This is a genomic window from Bradyrhizobium sp. LTSPM299 (genome assembly GCF_000938235.1).
Lineage (GTDB): Bacteria > Pseudomonadota > Alphaproteobacteria > Rhizobiales > Xanthobacteraceae > Bradyrhizobium.
This window is the reverse complement of record NZ_JYMU01000071.1, coordinates 60,658-76,355: the sequence shown is the minus strand read 5'-3', so window position 1 is coordinate 76,355 and position 15,698 is coordinate 60,658. Positions and strand designations below refer to the sequence as shown.

Sequence of the window (15,698 nt, the reverse complement as noted above, 5' to 3'; positions counted from 1 at the left end):
AGTTGCACAGATTCGGACGCCCGCTACCTATCAATCGAAGCCGAAAACGACAGCGGTTGGCGGAAGAGAGCTCGCTCGCGATGCCGACAGTACCGACCGCGCCGGCACAGATTTCAACGGGACCCGACAATGAAACTGGCGTTGATTGCTGTTGCGCTTACCGCGTTCCTCGCCTGCAACGAAGCCGCCGCGCAGGTCGGCACGTTGCCGGTAACCCCTACCCTCGGGGCGACGTCGCCGCTTGGCGCGGGTGTCGGCACGGCGGTTGGACCGACCGGAATCGGACTCGGCGCCACCGAGATCACCTCAGGTGGACTTAGTCCGGCGCCGACCGGCGTGACGGGCACGATCGCAATACCGAGCACGAGCAGTGGCACGGCATGCTCGACCACAGGAACCGCACCAACAACGATGTTCGGATCCTCCACGAGCTTCGATGGCGGCGGAATCGGAATGGGAGTTGGCGCGCCCGCCACCGCAGGAACGGCTAGCGGGGCGATGGCAGGCACCACGGCAATGTCGGGATCATCAACGTCGGGGACCTCAAGCTCCGCCGGGCTCTTGACCACAACTGGCATGTCGACCACGTCAGGAACCTTGGATACGGCGGGACTATCGGGAATGTGCGGCTCCGGCTCGACCGGCGTTGCGTCCTCATCGACTCCGACCTCAACGGCACCCACTGCGCCTGGCGGCGTCAGTCGGACCGGAATTCCATTGGGTTCGACCGAGATCGGCAGCCTCGGGGTCAGCGGCATACCTGCGGTGCCGACGCTAGCCGTATCGCCGATTGCGGGCACGGTGGGATCGAGCGCGGCGCCAACCATTTCCACGATTGCGGCTCCGACCACGACACTATCCACAACAACAAGCATTTTCCCGTGTCCGACCGCGGGGATGACCACAAGCTTGTCCACCAGCTGTTAGGCAAGATCTGCTTTCCCAGAGCGAGAACGGCCATGAACAAGAAAGTCGTTGTGTCCATCATCGCGCTGATTGCCCTGCTTGCGGCCGCCGGCCTTTCTTACTTCGCGCATGTTCACGCGCTGGAAGAAGCCGTCGCGGCGCCAACGCCACCGGCGGTGCCGATCGTCGCCACGACGGTCGCGCAGCACGATGTGCCAATCTATCTTACGGGCGTCGGCACGGTGATCGCATACAACACCGACGTCGTGCGTGCCCAGATCCAGGGACAGATCATCAGCATCAACTTCACCGAAGGCCAGACCGTGCACGCCGGCGACTTGCTGGCGCAGATCGATCCGCGTCCCTACCAGGCGCTGATCGACCAGTACACGGGCAATCTGGAGCGTGACCAGGCGCAGCTGATCAACGCTCAGGCCAATCTCACCCGCTACACCACATTGGGACAGAAGGGCTGGGCGACCCCGCAACTGCTGGAGACCCAGAAGGCGCAAGTCGGGCAGCTCGAGGCCGCCGTCAAGGCTGATCAGGCACTGATCGATGCGGCGAAGGTCGAGCTCAGCTACACGCGCCTGACCTCGCCGATCGATGGCGTGGTCGGGATTCGTCAGATCGACGTCGGCAACATCATCAGTCCGTCAACCGCGAACGGGCTCGTCGTCGTCACCCAGCTCGATCCGATCTCGCTGATCTTCACGCTTCCCGAGACGGCGCTGCCGCAAATCCAGCAGCAACAGCAGGCGACCAGGAAGCCGCTCGCGGTCCTGGCCTACAACCAGGATGACACCGCGCTGCTCGATCATGGCGTGCTCGGCCTCGTCAACAATGAGATCCTGCAGACCACCGGCTCGATCCAGCTCAAGGCCAATTTTTCCAACAAGACGCGCAAGCTGTGGCCGGGCCAGCTCGTTAATGCGAGACTGCTCGTCGACACCCGGCGCAATGGCCTAACCGTGTCCGCGGGCGTCGTGCAGCAAGGTCCGACGGGGGCCTACGCCTATGTGGTGAATCCGGACAACACCGTTGCAATCCGCCAGATCAAGGTCGCGCAGATCAGCGACGGACAGGCGCTAATCGACTCCGGCCTCTCAGCAAATGAGCAGGTCGTGGTCGACGGGCAATACAAGCTGCAGCCTGGTGCGCATGTGGCTTTGCTGCACGGCAAGGCAGCCCTGGAAGAAGCCGCACAGGATGCGCTACAGGCGCCGATCCCGTGAATATTTCCGCACCCTTCATTCATCGTCCGATCGCGACGGCGCTGCTGATGGTTGCCTTGTTGGTGGGCGGCCTGGTCGCCTATCCGCTGCTCCCGGTCGCGGCCTTACCCAATGTCAATTATCCGACGCTGAGCATCACCGCCCAGCTGCCCGGCGCCGACCCCCAGACCATGGCCTCCACGGTGGCGTCACCGCTCGAGCTGCAATTCGGGGAGATTCCGGGTCTTACGCAGATGACGTCGGCCAGCGCGCTCGGCTACACCCAGATCACCCTGCAGTTCGACCTCAATCGACAGATCGACGGGGCGGTCAGCGACACGCTGTCGGCGATCAACGCCGCGAACGCCTATTTGCCCGCCGGTCTGCCTTACCCACCGCAGATCCGGAAGGTCAATCCGGCCGACACGCCGATCCTGGTTCTTGGCATCACCTCGGACAGCCTGCCGCTGACGGTTGTCGACGCCTACGCGCAAAATATCCTGCTGCAGAAGATCTCACAGGTATCCGGCGTCGGCCTCGTCGGTATCGGCGGCGCGCAGCAACCGACTGTCCGCATCCAGGTCGATCCGGAGGCGCTCGCGGCCCGCGGCATCAACCTGGAGGACGTGCGGACAGTGCTCGGCCAGGCGAATGTCGACCTTCCCAAGGGTACCCTCAATAGCCCGCGCCAGACCTACACGCTCAACACCAACGATCAGTTGTTCAAACCCGATCAGTACGCTGATCTCGTGATCGCCTATCGCAATGGATCACCCGTCCGCGTCCGCGATATCGGTCGCGCCGTCAGCGCCGGAGAGAATGAGCTGATCGCCGGCTGGTACAACAATCAGCGGGCGATCCTTCTGTCGGTCCAGCGGCAGCCCGGCGCCAACGTGATCGAGACGGTGAGCCGTATCAAGGCGATGATGCCGGTGCTTCAGGCCTCGATCCCGGCCGCCGTCAAGGTCAATATCATCTCCGATCGTACCCAGACGATCCGTGCCTCGATTGACGACGTGCAATTCACTTTGCTGCTGACGATTGCGCTTGTCGTGATGGTCATCTTCATATTCCTGCGCAATTTCTGGGCGACCATCATTCCGGCCGTCACCGTGCCGCTGTCGTTGATCGGTACCTTCGCGATCCTCTACGAGATGGGCTACAGCCTGGACAATCTGTCACTGATGGCGTTGTCGATCGCGGTCGGCTTCGTTGTCGACGACGCCGTCGTTGAGATCGAGAACATCACACGGCACATCGAAGATGGCATGTCGCCGTATGACGCTGCACTCAAGGGCTCGGGCGAGATCGGCTTCACCGTCATGGCGATCACGTTTTCGCTGATCGCCGTCTTCATCCCACTGTTCCTGATGGGCGGTTATGTCGGCTTGCTGTTCCGCGAGTTCGCGATGACCGTCAGTATTGCGCTCGTCCTCTCGCTGGTGATTTCGCGGACGCTCACGCCGATGATGTGCGCGTACCTGCTCAAGCCCGAAAGCGAGCACCACGGATGGCTTTACAGGATGTCCGAGCGCGGCTTCGATGGCCTGCTCTACGCCTATGAATCAGGCCTCAAAATCGTGCTTCGACACCGTTTCATCACGCTGATGGTGATGCTTGGAACCATCGCGCTGACCGGCTACCTCTACGTCATCATTCCCAAGGGCTTCTTTCCCCAGCAGGACACCGGTCTGATCATCGGCCAATCCGAGGCCGCGCAGGACATTTCCTTCCAGGCGATGAAGGAGCGCCAACAGGCCTTGCTCGACGGCATCATGAAGGATCCGGCTGTCGCGACGGTCGGCTCGGCCGTCGGCGCCGGCGGGGGCAGCTATACGCTCAACGATGGCCGCGTCTTCATCCAGCTCAAGCCAGCAGACCAACGCGACCCGATCCAGAAGGTGATCGACCGGTTGCGGACCAATCTTGCGAAAATCCAGGGCATCACGCTCTACATGCAGGCCGCCCAGGACATTACGGTCGGCGCGCGCCTGAACAAGACCCAGTTTCAGTACACCCTCAACGATGCGGATCCTGGCGAGCTCGAGCATTGGTCGGCGCTGTTCTTCGACAAGCTCAAGGCGATACCCGACATCACCGACGTGGCAACCGATCAGCTCAGCTCCGGACCGCTGCTCGACATCTCGATCAAGCGCGAAGTCGCCTCGAGTTACGGCATCTTGCCGTACACGATCGACAACACGCTCGACGATGCCTTCGGCCAGCGCATTGTCTCGACCATGTACACCACCCTGCAGCAGTACCACGTCATTCTGGAGGTCAACCCGAAATTTCAGTACGGGCCCGAGGCGCTCAACGGCATTTACGTCAAATCGTCGAGCGGACAGCAGGTGCCGCTGTCGACGCTGATCGATTCGGCAGTGAAGGTCGCTCCGCTCGTGGTCAACCACACCGGGCAATTCCCGTCGGTGACGATCTCGTTCAACCTCGCGCCGGGCACCGCGATCGGACAGGCGGTCAACGCCATCAACGCGGTCCAAAAGCAGCTGCATCCGCCACTGTCGGTTCAAACCAGTTTCCAGGGCAATGCCCAGGCATTCGGCGCGTCGTTGTCGAGCACACCGATCCTGATCGCGGCGTCGCTGTTCGTGATCTATATCATTCTCGGCGTGCTTTACGAGAGCTTGATCCATCCGATCACGATCATCTCGACGTTGCCATCGGCCGGCGTTGGAGCGCTGTTGTTGCTGATGGCGGCCCACTACGATCTGAGCGTGATCGCGATCGTCGGCATCATCTTGCTGATCGGCATCGTCAAGAAGAACGGCATCATGCTGGTGGACTTTGCCTTGCACGCCGAACACAACGAAGGTCTATCGACCGAGGAAGCAATCTACCAGGCCTGCATCAAGCGTTTTCGCCCGATACTGATGACGACAATGGCGGCGCTGCTCGGCGCTGTACCGATGATGATTGGCACCGGGGTCGGCTCGGAGATTCGCCAGCCGCTCGGCTATGCCATCGTCGGCGGCCTCGCGTTGTCGCAGATTCTCACCCTGTATACGACGCCGGTCGTCTACATCTATCTCGACGAGCTTCAGACCTGGCTGTTCGGCGCAACGCCGCAACAACCCTCAGGCCATCCCGAAGCGACGCCCGCCGAATGAAGCATTCCTCGACCGGCCTGCTCCATGGCTTCGACGATTGCGCGCTGCGCAACGCGGGCCACTAAACGCCAATTTAATGGTCCCCGGATCGTCCGCTGCTTAGCTATCCGATAGATGATCCAACTGATCCGGGAATGCCATGACCCTTTCCGCAATTCGCATCGTCAGCCCGGCCGAATTCGATCCCGGAACGGCGCAGACCCCGGGCTCGGAACGCCGCGCCGCGATCACGCCGGCGCTCGGCATTGCGTCGGCCATCTGGGGCGGCCTGTTCGAGGTGGATCCGGGATCGCGGACCGGAATTCATCATCACGGAGAACAGGAAACCATCGCCTACGTGCTCTCCGGCATCTGTGAAATCCGCTGGGGCGAAAGAGGCGAATCTGTCGCGTGCGCGCAAGCCGGTGACTTCATTCACGTTCCCGGATTTCTGCCACACATGGAAATCAATCCCTCGAAGCAGGAGCCGTTTCGATGGGTGGTGGTGCGCAGCACGGCGACACCCATCGTGGTCAATCTTCCGGATGACAGCTGGCTGTGAGCGGGCGTTCTGCTGAAGACAGCCGGCAGGGACTTTCGAGTCGCAGAGGAAGTCGACGAAGAGTCTAATTCGCGACGAAGCAAAGCCAAGAGTGAACGAGTCATGCGCGCAATACGGTTCAAGACCTTTGGCGATCCCTCGGTGCTCGAGGTGGCGAAGATCGCAGCTCCCGCCCGCAGCGAGACGACGGCGCTGGTGCGGATCATGGCGGCCTCGATCAATCCGAGCGACGTCAAGAATGTCGCCGGGGCCATGAAGCAGACGACATTGCCGCGTACCCCCGGCCGCGATTTCGCGGGCGTGGTAGAGACGGGGCCGGCCGAGTGGATCGGGACCGCGGTCTGGGGCACCGGCGGAGACACTGGCTTTACCCGCGACGGCACCCATGCGGAGATGATCGCCGTGCCTGTGGCCAGTCTGCGCAGGAAACCCGACACCCTCAGCTTCGACCAAGCCGCGTCGGTCGGAGTTAACTACATGGCCGCATGGCGCGGCCTTCAGGCGGCAGGGCTCACCGCCGGTGAGACGGTTCTGCTGATCGGAGCCGGGGGCGGTGTCGGAGGCGCCGCGGCGCAGATCGCCCGGCGGCTCGGCGCCCGCGTGATCGGCGCCGAACGGCAAGCACCACATCCGGACGCACCGATCCTTGGTATCGCCGAAAAGCTGATCGTCGGCGCCGAGGATCTGCCGACCGAGGTGCGTGCGGCGACCGACGGCAAGGGGGCTGATGTCGTTTTCGATCTCGTCGGCGGCATCATGTTCCGAACCGCCGTCGACAGCCTGGCACTGCGCGGCCGGCTGGTCGAGATCGCCGCGACTGGCCGGCGTGAGGTGAGCTTCGACATCGCCGATTTCTACCACAACGAAAGCCGCCTGTTCGGTATCGACACGCTGAAGTCCGACCTCACGGCCTCGGCCAGGGTGCTGGAAGCGCTGACGCCGGGATTTTTGGCGGGCGACTACCGTGCCGCACCGATTGCGGAAGCCTGCGGCCTTGGCGACGTGCAGGACGCCTATCGCAAGGTCGCGGCTGGCTCCGCCGGTCGGGTCGTCTTGCAACCGCAGCAATAGGAGGCGGCTATGATGGGGTATCTCGTGTCCCTGTTCATGGGGCTTGCGGTGGGCGCGGCCTATGGCCTCGTCGATGTCCGCTCTCCGGCGCCGCCGATGATCGCCCTCGTCGGCCTGTTCGGAATGGTGTTGGGGCAGCAAGCGGTAGACATCGCGAAGCGCCGGATCGAGCCAACGCCTCAAACGTCGGTCCAGCACTCTTCCGAGCAATGACGGCAGTAAACCCAACGACATGGAGCAATCATGGACGACCACGAATCCAACAGCGAACCGGATGCACCAAATCGATTTGAAGTGACCCGCCGCACCGTCATCGAGACCGGAACCGCCGCGTTGCTGTTGACCGCACTTCCGCACGCTGCCCTTGCCGCCGGTGCCGTCGACAATGATGAGCCGCCCCTACCTCCCGCGACCGTCGCTCTTGAGATCAACGGTCATGCGCATTCGCTGACCCTCGACCCCCGAACGACGTTGCTCGATGCGTTGCGGGAGCACCTCGCCCTGACCGGCTCGAAAAAGGGCTGCGATCACGGCCAATGCGGCGCGTGCACGGTGCTGATCGAAGGCCGCCGTATCAACTCCTGCCTGACGCTGGCGGTGATGCACGACGGTCAATCGGTCACGACGATCGAAGGGCTCGCCCACGCCGAGACGCTGCATCCGCTGCAGGCAGCCTTCGTCGAACATGACGGCTTTCAGTGCGGGTACTGCACTTCCGGCCAGATCTGCTCGGCCGTCGGAATGCTGGCCGAAAGCCGGTCGGGCATGCCGAGCTACGTGACCGACGATCTGACGAAGCCGGCCACCGAACTCACCGATATCGAAATCCGCGAAAGAATGAGCGGTAACATCTGTCGCTGTGCGGCCTACCCCAACATTGTGGCGGCCATCAAACAAGCTGCGGGATTGGCAACATGAAAGCCTTCAGCTATCAGCGCGCCGACTCGACGGCGCTAGCCGCCGCCGCGGCCGCAAAGCCCGGTGCGAAAATCATTGCCGGCGGCACCAATCTGCTCGATCTGATGAAATTGCAGGTCGAGACACCTTCGGATCTGGTCGATATCAACCGCCTGCCGCTCGACAAGACCGAGGAGGCAGCCGACGGTGGACTGCGTATCGGCGCACTGGTTCGCAACAGCGATCTTGCCGCTGACCCACGCGTGCGGCAGCGTTACGGCGTGCTGAGCCGCGCGCTGCTGGCCGGCGCCAGTGCGCAGCTGCGCAACAAGGCCACGACCGGTGGCAACCTGCTGCAGCGAACCCGCTGCTACTATTTCTACGACATTACAAAACCCTGCAACAAACGCAGCCCCGGCTCCGGCTGTGCGGCGCTTGCCGGATTTAACCGCATTCACGCGATCCTGGGCACCAGCGAGTACTGCATCGCGACACATCCGTCGGACATGGCGGTAGCGATGCAGGCGCTCGACGCAAAAGTAGAGACGGTCAATCGCCAGGGCGAAACCAAAGTAACCCCGATCGCGGACTTTTATCGCCTTCCCGGCAACACGCCCCAAATCGAGACGTCGCTCAAGCCGGGCGAAATCATCACCGCGGTGACGCTGCCTCCGCCGCCTCCGGGCGTGCAGGTTTACCGCAAGGTCCGCGATCGTGCTTCCTACGCCTTTGCGCTGGTTTCAGTCGCCGCAATCGTCGACAGCGCGCGCGGCCGGATCCGCACGGCCCGGCTGGCCTTTGGCGGGTTGGCGCATCGGCCGTGGCGGGTCATGCAGGCCGAGCAGAGGTTGGTCAACGCAGCTGCCGACGCGACCACCTTCAACGCGGCCGCGGATGCCGTGCTCGAGGGCGCGCGCGGATTTGGCGGCAACGATTTCAAGATGCCCCTGACGCGACGCACGCTGCACAGCGTGCTGACAGAGACCACCCGGACCTGAGGGAAACGAACACATGGAAATGAATTCACCCGTCGGCCGCAATGCCCTTGATGCGCCGGGCGTCGTCGGCAAGCCACTCGACCGTGTGGACGGCCCTTTGAAGGTCTCCGGTGGCGCGCGCTACGCCTATGAAATGCAGCAGCAGGACGTGCTTTATGGTTTTGTGGTCGAGGCCTCGATTGGAAAGGGACGCATCGAATCGATTGATACGCGAGCGGCGGAACGGGCGCCGGGCGTGACGCTGGTCCTCACCTATCGCAACGCCCCCGCGCAGGGCACCGGCAATCATCGCCAGGCGCATCCGGTGCTCAACGGGCCGCAAGTGACGGGTTACGGCCAGCCCGTTGCCTTCGTGGTTGCCGACAGTTTCGAGCGGGCCCGGGCGGCGGCCTACCTCGTGGACGTGAAGTACGACCGGTCGAACGGAAGATACGCGCTCCGCAGCAACCTCAAAGAGGCGCGCGTTCCAGACCCAAGCGACGCGCCGGCAGCCGACAGCGCGGTGGGCGATTTCGCAGGCGCATTCGCCGTCGCCCCGGTGCAAGTCGATGTGACCTATACCACCCCGCTGCAAAGTCACGCGATGATGGAACCGCATGCCACGCTCGCGGCGTGGGATGGCGACGAACTGATCCTGCATACTGCGAACCAGATGCTCAACCAGGGTCAGCAAGTCATCGCGACAACCCTGAAGATTCCGGTCGAGAACATCCGCCTGATCAGCCCCTTCATCGGCGGCGGATTCGGCGGCAAACTCTGGGTCAATGCCGATGCGATCCTGGCGGCGATTGCCGCGCGGCAGCTCAAGCGACCGGTCAAAATCGCGTTGACCCGGCAGCAGATCTTTCACGTCACGACGCACCGCTCGAACACAATCCAGCGGGTTCGTTTGGGCACGGATCGGGAGGGCCGCATTCTCGCGATCGGCCACGATGTTTTCTCCGGCAATCTGCGCAGCGAACAAACCTACGAGGGTGCCGCGCTGCAGACCCGCACGCTCTATGCCGGGCCAAATCGATTGACACGACACCGCCTGGCGCCGCTGGATATTCCGGTGGCGTCGTCGATGCGGGCTCCCGGCGAGTCGGTCGGGCTGATGGCGCTGGAATGCGCGATGGATGAACTAGCCGAGAAGCTCGATCTGGACCCGATCGAATTGCGCATTCGAAATGAGCCGAGCCAGGATCCGGAAAAGCATATCCCCTACTCGAGCCGCCATCTGATCGCCTGTATGCAGGAAGGCGCCCGCCGGTTTGGCTGGGACAAGCGCAATCCGAAGCCGGCCCAGCTCCGCGAGGGACGCTGGCTGGTGGGAATCGGCATGGCTGCGGCGACACGCGGCAACCCGCTTCACCTTTCGAAGGCCAATGTCCGGCTGGATTCGGACGGTGCCTGCACCGTACGAATGGCGATGACCGACATCGGAACCGGGACGTATACCATCCTGGCCCAGATCGCAGCGGAGATGCTGGGCCTGCCGATGGAGCGGGTTCGCGTCGAACTCGGTGACACGAGCTTTCCGCAGGCGGCAGGTTCAGGTGGCTCGTGGGGCGCCGGCAGCTCCGGATCGGCCCTGTACGAAGCTTGCCATGCGCTGCGTGAAAAGCTGGCACGGGCCGCCGGCATGGATCCGGCAGCCGCAAGGTTCGCCAACGGCAGCATCGCATCTGGCGAACAGTCCAGAAACCTAGTGGACCTTGTCGGCGCCGGAATGGACGCCGACGGCGAAATCCAGCCCGGCAGCAACAACAAGGATTTTTCGCAGCAATCCTATGGCGCCCATTTTGCCGAAGTCGGCGTCGACGTCGACACCGGTGAGGTGCGCCTGCGGCGCATGCTCGGCGTATTCACCGCCGGCCGTGTCCTCAACGCAAAGACGGCGCGTTCGCAGGCCATCGGCGGAATGGTGTTCGGCCTCGGCGCCGCGTTGCAGGAAGAAATGGCGCTCGATCCGCGTTTCGGCTTCTACGTCAATCACGATCTCGCCGAATACCACGTGCCGGTGCACGCCGATATTCCGGCCATCGACGCCATCTTTCTCGCCGAGCTGGATGAAAGGTCCAACCCGCTGAAAAGCAAGGGCATCGGCGAACTCGGAATCTGCGGTGCAGCCGCCTCGATTGCCAATGCAGTCTACAATGCCTGCGGTGCCCGGATTCGGGACTACCCAATCACGCTCGACAAGCTGCTTTCCGCACTTCCGGTGCAGGCATGACCCGCGTGGACGCAGCAAGCCAGCGGCGGTGCCCGACTGCGTTTGCCGTGATTGCAACTGGCGCGGCCGTCGTTCTGGTGGCTGGTCTTGCGATCGCGCGCGGCGCGGCCGCGGAGCCGGAGGCGGTCCCCTCACCTCAGGCAACCGGATATCTGCCAAGTATCAGCGACCTGATGATTGCGACCATTCAACCGCGGCATGAGCGGCTTTGGCGGGCCGAACAGGATGGAAACTGGAGTTTTGCAGCCTACGAGCTCGGAAATCTCAAAGGCGCCTTCAATCGGCTCGGCCACGCCCACCCCACTGAAGACGGCATGTCCTTTCCGGACATGATTACATCCGTTACCGAGCAACCTTTCAAGGAGCTCAGCACTGCGATTCAAGCCAAGGATGGCGCGGCATTCGCCAAGGCCTATACCGATCTAACCGGCGCATGCAATTCATGCCATCAGGCGCTCAATCATGGCGTCGTGGAGATTCGCGTGCCGGATCGGACGTCAAGATCGTACCTGGGTTCGGACCTAGGTATCGATAGTACGTCGCGACATTGATGCTTCGCGATGCGTTCGCTGACATCGATCGCTGCTCGACCTGCGAGACGTTTCTGAACCCAAGTTTAATGGCTCCCGCTAACGGTGTCCCTATCTTTTGTGTGACCGATCATTTTCAAGTGAGGAGAGGTAACATGTTTTCAAGACGGGATATGCTGGCGGTGTCCGCCGCGGGCGCCATGATGACTGCCAATGCGGCGCACGCCGCCTCCTTCGGCAATCCGGACGAGCCGGCGCAAGGCGCCGTCAACGCCAAGGGCCCGGGCAATCTGAAGGATCCCGGCCCGCAAAACGAGGCGATCGCCGGTCAGTTTCCATCGGCAGCATTTCCGCCGGCGACCGATGTCGGTGGCATGCCGATGGACTGGGCCTCCTTCAACAATGCACCAAAGCGCATCCAGAACGGTGGGTGGGCGCGTCAGGTGACGCGGCAGGATTTCGCGATCTCGGAAACCATCGCCGGCGTCAACATGCGGCTGACGGCTGGAGGCATCAGGGAACTGCACTGGCACCAGGCCGCCGAGTGGGCGGTCATGACCTACGGCAGTTGCCGCATAACGGTTCTCGACGCTCACGGCCGGCCATATGCTGCCGACGTCAATGAAGGTGACCTCTGGTACTTCCCGGCCGGCCAGCCACATTCGTTGCAAGGTCTCGGTGCGGACGGCTGCGAATTCGTGATCTGCTTCGACGACGGCGACGCCAGCGAGTTCAATACGCTGCTGGTGACGGACTGGTTCGCCCACACGCCTCCGGAAGTGCTCGCCAAGAATTTTGGTGTTCCGGCCGAGACGTTTGCCAAGATCCCGCTGCATGATCTATGGATCTTCCAGGGCACCCTGCCCGGCGATTTGGCGTCCGATCGCGCCGCCATCGCCAAGGATGCACACGCTCCGCCCCATCCCTTCATCTACCGGCTTGGATCATCAGCTCCCACGAGGGAATCCAGAGGTGGCGACATGCGAGTTGCCGACAGCACCAACTTCGTGATCTCAACGACGATTGCGGCCGCGCTGGTGACGGTCCGGCCTGGCGGCGTACGGGAGATGCACTGGCATCCGAACGCCGACGAATGGCAGTATTACCTCAAGGGAAAGGCACGCATGACGGTTTTCAATACCGGCCCGAATGCGATGACGATGGACTTCAACCCGGGAGACATTGGATACGTCAAGCGCAATCTCGGACACTACGTCGAGAACGTCGGCGACACGGACATGCAGTTCATCGCCGTCTTCAGAGCTCCCCGCTACGAGGAGATTTCGCTGTCCGACTGGCTAACCCACACGCCGCCGGCGCTGGTCGCCCAGCACCTCAATGTCGACGAAGCGACCATCGCGAAGTGGCCAGACAACGCGCCGGGCGTCATGCCAAGTTCGTAGAATCGGGAGCTGGAGCCTTTTCCGTTCCGACAAAATCGGAACGAAAGGCTCCAGATTCCTGTTTTGACCCGTTTTCGTTTCCGAGTCCCGGATCGACGTCAGCGTCGGCATGGACGTGAAGTTCCGTCACCTCGCCGCTACTCCGGTTGACAGCACGGTTCGCGCCTTCTCGAATCGCCCGGATCGACCCGAAGAGCGACGCCTTCGAGGTCGAGGCCCCGGACAGTAATCGCAAGATCGGCAACGCACCCATCGCCGAGGCACATCATCAACAGGCTCGGGTTCGAGAGGCGGTTCGTGACGCGACCTTGACACCAAGCCTAGCAAACCGAAGGCGACCGGACGCTCCTACGCCGCGACACTTCCCGCGGGCGGAGCCATGAATTCCGGGCCGACCGGGTCGGTGATGGTCTCGCGCAATATCCGTTCAATTTCGCCCTTGGTTGCGTCATCGAGCGACCAGCCGGTCACCTCGTCGACCGGCCGCAGTTGATCCGGATGGCGGGCGCCCCACAGCGCCGTGGTGACGCCCTGATCGAGCATCCATCGGATCGCCAGGTGAATCACACGTCTGCCGAAGCGTTGCGCCAGACGATCGAGTTTGGTCACCGCGGCCAGGTACTGTTCGAATCGCGGCGCTTGAAACTTTGGATCGGTGCGCCTCAGGTCGTCGCCACCGAATACCGTGTCCGGCCGCATTCGTCCGGACAGCAGGCCCCGGCACAACGCCCCATATCCGAGTGTCGCGATTCCATTTTGCCGGCAATAGGGAAGCAGGTCGGCCTCGATGCCGCGCTCGAATAGATTGTAAGGCGGCTGAAGCACGTGCAGCGGCGCAATGCGGCGAAATCGCTCCATCTCGACGACGGAGAAGTTGCTCACGCCAATGGCACGTATTTTCCCTTGCGCGAGCAGCATATGCATGGCGTCGGCGGTTTCCTCGATCATGATCAATGGATCAGGCCAATGGACCTGATAAATGTCGATGTAATCGGTTCGAAGCCTGCGCAGCGACGCCTCGACCTCCCGCAGGATACGGGCGCGACTGGCATTGCGTGAAACGCGTCCCCCCTCCCATTGCAGTCCGGCTTTGGTGGCAATCAGCACGCTGGAGCGCAGCCCGCTTTCGGCGATCGCCTTGCCAATGATCTCTTCGGAGCGGCCAAATCCATAGACCGGGGCTGTGTCGACGAGGTTGATGCCGTGCTCAAAGGCGGCACGGATGGTCGCGATGGATTCGGCTTCGTCGGTTCCGCCCCACATCCATCCGCCAATCGCCCAAGTGCCGATCGCGACCGGCGACACCCTGAGCGACGTACCGGGAATGCTTGTCAGCTTCATTCTCGTTCCGAGGACTTCTGCTTGATCAGCCATAGTGCTGTTCCTTCTTCGCCTGCGTGCGCCTTGTAAGGCGACCGATAGGATCAAACTTCGGTGGAATTCACCGATGGTGTGGGGCAAAGCCCCGACTCCTCCCCGGCGATAAGTGCAAGCGCGGTCCAGTCGAGGTCACCGTGACCGCGTGCGATTCCGGTGATCAATCGATCCCTGACCACACTGACCGATGGCATCGGCACGCCGGCATTCTCTGCTTCTGCGAGGGCCAGGCGCACGTCCTTGAGCACGAGGGGCAGAACGAAGCCGGCCGCATAGCTCTGCCTGGCGATCTTGTCACCGTAGATCTTGTGCGCGCGTCCGCCGAACATCGTGCCTGTCATGATCTCGACGAAGGACCGCGGATCCAGTCCGCGCTTCCGGACCACGGCCACGGCCTCGCCCATCATCTCGAGCGCAGTCGCGCTCATCATATTGCCGAGCAATTTGACGAGGTTGGCGTGTTGCGGATCGGTACCGATCACAAATGTCTTCTGTCCGAGGCAGTCTAGGAGCGGTCGGCAGCGATCGACGTCGGCGAGAACACCAGCGGCGACGATAAACAACTGGCGCGCCTTGGCGGCGTCGGGATTTCCGAACACCGGCGCTGCTACGTAACCTTGTCCGCTGCGCTCATGCTCGCTCGCAAGAAGCGAGGCCGCCGCAGTGCTGATCGTGCTCATCGACAGATGAATCGCGCCAGGCGTCAGACCCGCAGCCAGACCGCGGAAACCGATGTCGCCGCTGCCGAACACGATATCACGCACGGCAGCATCGTCCGGCAACATGCTGATGACGACCTTGCAGTCGAGCAAATCGCCAATGTCTGTCGTCGGCGTTAGACCGAGCGCCTCGAGCCTGCCGATCTGGTCAGGGCGGCGGACGTAGGCGATAACCCGTTGTCCGCTGGCGGCAAGATTCGCGGCCATCGCCGTTCCCATGCGACCGAGGCCGACAAAGCCGATTTCGCCCACGCCCGACTGGACGCCAGCCAATACAGCATCGCCTCGCTGTCCAGACGGAGTTCCGGACGAACTTGCGACGGCAGAACGAGAGATCGACCGGTGTTTGGACATGGCGGCTCCTTGCCGAGCGCAACGCATTTCTTGGTGCGCACCTTGCGACGGACATATCCGGTATCTGGTGAAGAGCGCAGCGCGCCCCTTGTCCGGATTTGCTGTGCTCTTGAGCTTTCTTGCTGAGATTCCCTGCAACGGGCTCGCACTGGTTCTCGACTTGGCGATCAAGCGCCGCTGGCGTGGACCTAAATCAAGTTTGGTTTCTGAACGACAATTTAATGGTGCCGGAAATTTGGCATGCTTACTCTGTAGAACTGTCGCGACGACCGTCCGCAAAGACAGGATAACGTTCTTGAGATCGCCCCCGGCGAAGCGGCGACCCGAACCCATCATCATTCGCCA

Annotated in this window: 13 protein-coding genes; 10 read left to right on the top strand and 3 right to left on the bottom strand. The window is 62.4% G+C overall.

The features are described from left to right. Window positions 1-113 precede the first annotated feature (113 nt). On the bottom strand, window positions 114-875 hold the full coding sequence (locus UP10_RS32470; protein WP_156180436.1) for a hypothetical protein: 762 nt from the start codon (window positions 873-875) through the stop codon (window positions 114-116). An 84-nt stretch (window positions 876-959) separates the two neighbouring features. On the opposite strand from UP10_RS32470, the gene UP10_RS32465 reads away from it, so the two are divergent. The 10 genes from UP10_RS32465 (at window position 960) to UP10_RS32420 (ending at window position 12,903) form a co-directional block, all read left to right on the top strand. Further along, on the top strand, window positions 960-2,141 hold the full coding sequence (locus UP10_RS32465) for an efflux RND transporter periplasmic adaptor subunit (protein ID WP_044591264.1): 1,182 nt from the start codon (window positions 960-962) through the stop codon (window positions 2,139-2,141). Continuing rightward, a complete protein-coding gene (locus tag UP10_RS32460; RefSeq protein WP_044591263.1) occupies window positions 2,138-5,248 on the top strand; it encodes an efflux RND transporter permease subunit in 3,111 nt (1,036 codons plus the stop codon). The genes UP10_RS32465 and UP10_RS32460 overlap by 4 nt, the downstream gene beginning before the upstream one ends. 139 nt (window positions 5,249-5,387) lie before the next feature. Further along, a complete protein-coding gene (locus UP10_RS32455) occupies window positions 5,388-5,789 on the top strand; it encodes a cupin domain-containing protein (protein WP_044591262.1) in 402 nt (133 codons plus the stop codon). 102 nt (window positions 5,790-5,891) lie between these two features. Continuing rightward, a complete protein-coding gene (locus UP10_RS32450) occupies window positions 5,892-6,860 on the top strand; it encodes a quinone oxidoreductase family protein (RefSeq protein ID WP_044591261.1) in 969 nt (322 codons plus the stop codon). Between the two features lie 9 nt (window positions 6,861-6,869). After that, entirely contained in the window at window positions 6,870-7,073 is a 204-nt protein-coding gene (locus UP10_RS32445) for a DUF1427 family protein (protein WP_044591260.1), read from the top strand. A gap of 30 nt (window positions 7,074-7,103) precedes the next feature. After that, window positions 7,104-7,778: a 2Fe-2S iron-sulfur cluster-binding protein gene (locus UP10_RS32440; RefSeq protein ID WP_044591259.1), complete on the top strand. Its 675-nt coding sequence runs from the start codon at window positions 7,104-7,106 to the stop codon at window positions 7,776-7,778. Further along, entirely contained in the window at window positions 7,775-8,755 is a 981-nt protein-coding gene (locus UP10_RS32435) for an FAD binding domain-containing protein (protein WP_044591258.1), read from the top strand. The genes UP10_RS32440 and UP10_RS32435 overlap by 4 nt, the downstream gene beginning before the upstream one ends. A gap of 13 nt (window positions 8,756-8,768) precedes the next feature. Then, window positions 8,769-10,970, top strand: coding sequence for a xanthine dehydrogenase family protein molybdopterin-binding subunit (locus UP10_RS32430; RefSeq protein WP_044591257.1), 2,202 nt, complete (start codon window positions 8,769-8,771; stop codon window positions 10,968-10,970). Then, window positions 10,967-11,521: a hypothetical protein gene (locus UP10_RS45495; RefSeq protein WP_063775407.1), complete on the top strand. Its 555-nt coding sequence runs from the start codon at window positions 10,967-10,969 to the stop codon at window positions 11,519-11,521. The genes UP10_RS32430 and UP10_RS45495 overlap by 4 nt, the downstream gene beginning before the upstream one ends. 134 nt (window positions 11,522-11,655) lie before the next feature. Continuing rightward, window positions 11,656-12,903 carry an oxalate decarboxylase family bicupin gene (locus tag UP10_RS32420; RefSeq protein WP_044591256.1) on the top strand — a complete coding sequence of 416 codons (1,248 nt, stop codon included), beginning with the start codon at window positions 11,656-11,658 and terminating at the stop codon, window positions 12,901-12,903. A gap of 348 nt (window positions 12,904-13,251) precedes the next feature. Here UP10_RS32420 and UP10_RS32415 read toward each other — a convergent pair whose 3' ends face one another. Further along, window positions 13,252-14,364 (bottom strand): aldo/keto reductase, encoded by a 1,113-nt coding sequence (locus tag UP10_RS32415; protein WP_349643993.1) that lies wholly within the window; start codon window positions 14,362-14,364, stop codon window positions 13,252-13,254. Next, complete coding sequence (locus UP10_RS32410) at window positions 14,328-15,692, bottom strand: NAD(P)-dependent oxidoreductase (RefSeq protein ID WP_082077360.1); 1,365 nt, start codon at window positions 15,690-15,692, stop codon at window positions 14,328-14,330. Before UP10_RS32410 ends, UP10_RS32415 begins: the two co-directional genes overlap by 37 nt. Between the last annotated feature and the right edge of the window lie 6 nt (window positions 15,693-15,698).

Bases quoted from the DNA above. Each gene is read 5' to 3' on its own strand.
- UP10_RS32435 (WP_044591258.1), top strand. From the start codon at position 7,775: ATGAAAGCCTTCAGCTATCAGCGCGCCGACTCGACGGCGCTAGCCGCC.
- UP10_RS32455 (WP_044591262.1), top strand. From the start codon at position 5,388: ATGACCCTTTCCGCAATTCGCATCGTCAGCCCGGCCGAATTCGATCCC.
- UP10_RS32445 (WP_044591260.1), top strand. From the start codon at position 6,870: ATGATGGGGTATCTCGTGTCCCTGTTCATGGGGCTTGCGGTGGGCGCG.
- UP10_RS32470 (WP_156180436.1), bottom strand. From the start codon at position 875: ATGCTTGTTGTTGTGGATAGTGTCGTGGTCGGAGCCGCAATCGTGGAA.
- UP10_RS32450 (WP_044591261.1), top strand. From the start codon at position 5,892: ATGCGCGCAATACGGTTCAAGACCTTTGGCGATCCCTCGGTGCTCGAG.
- UP10_RS32430 (WP_044591257.1), top strand. From the start codon at position 8,769: ATGGAAATGAATTCACCCGTCGGCCGCAATGCCCTTGATGCGCCGGGC.
- UP10_RS32420 (WP_044591256.1), top strand. From the start codon at position 11,656: ATGTTTTCAAGACGGGATATGCTGGCGGTGTCCGCCGCGGGCGCCATG.
- UP10_RS32410 (WP_082077360.1), bottom strand. From the start codon at position 15,692: ATGATGATGGGTTCGGGTCGCCGCTTCGCCGGGGGCGATCTCAAGAAC.
- UP10_RS32465 (WP_044591264.1), top strand. From the start codon at position 960: ATGAACAAGAAAGTCGTTGTGTCCATCATCGCGCTGATTGCCCTGCTT.
- UP10_RS32440 (WP_044591259.1), top strand. From the start codon at position 7,104: ATGGACGACCACGAATCCAACAGCGAACCGGATGCACCAAATCGATTT.
- UP10_RS45495 (WP_063775407.1), top strand. From the start codon at position 10,967: ATGACCCGCGTGGACGCAGCAAGCCAGCGGCGGTGCCCGACTGCGTTT.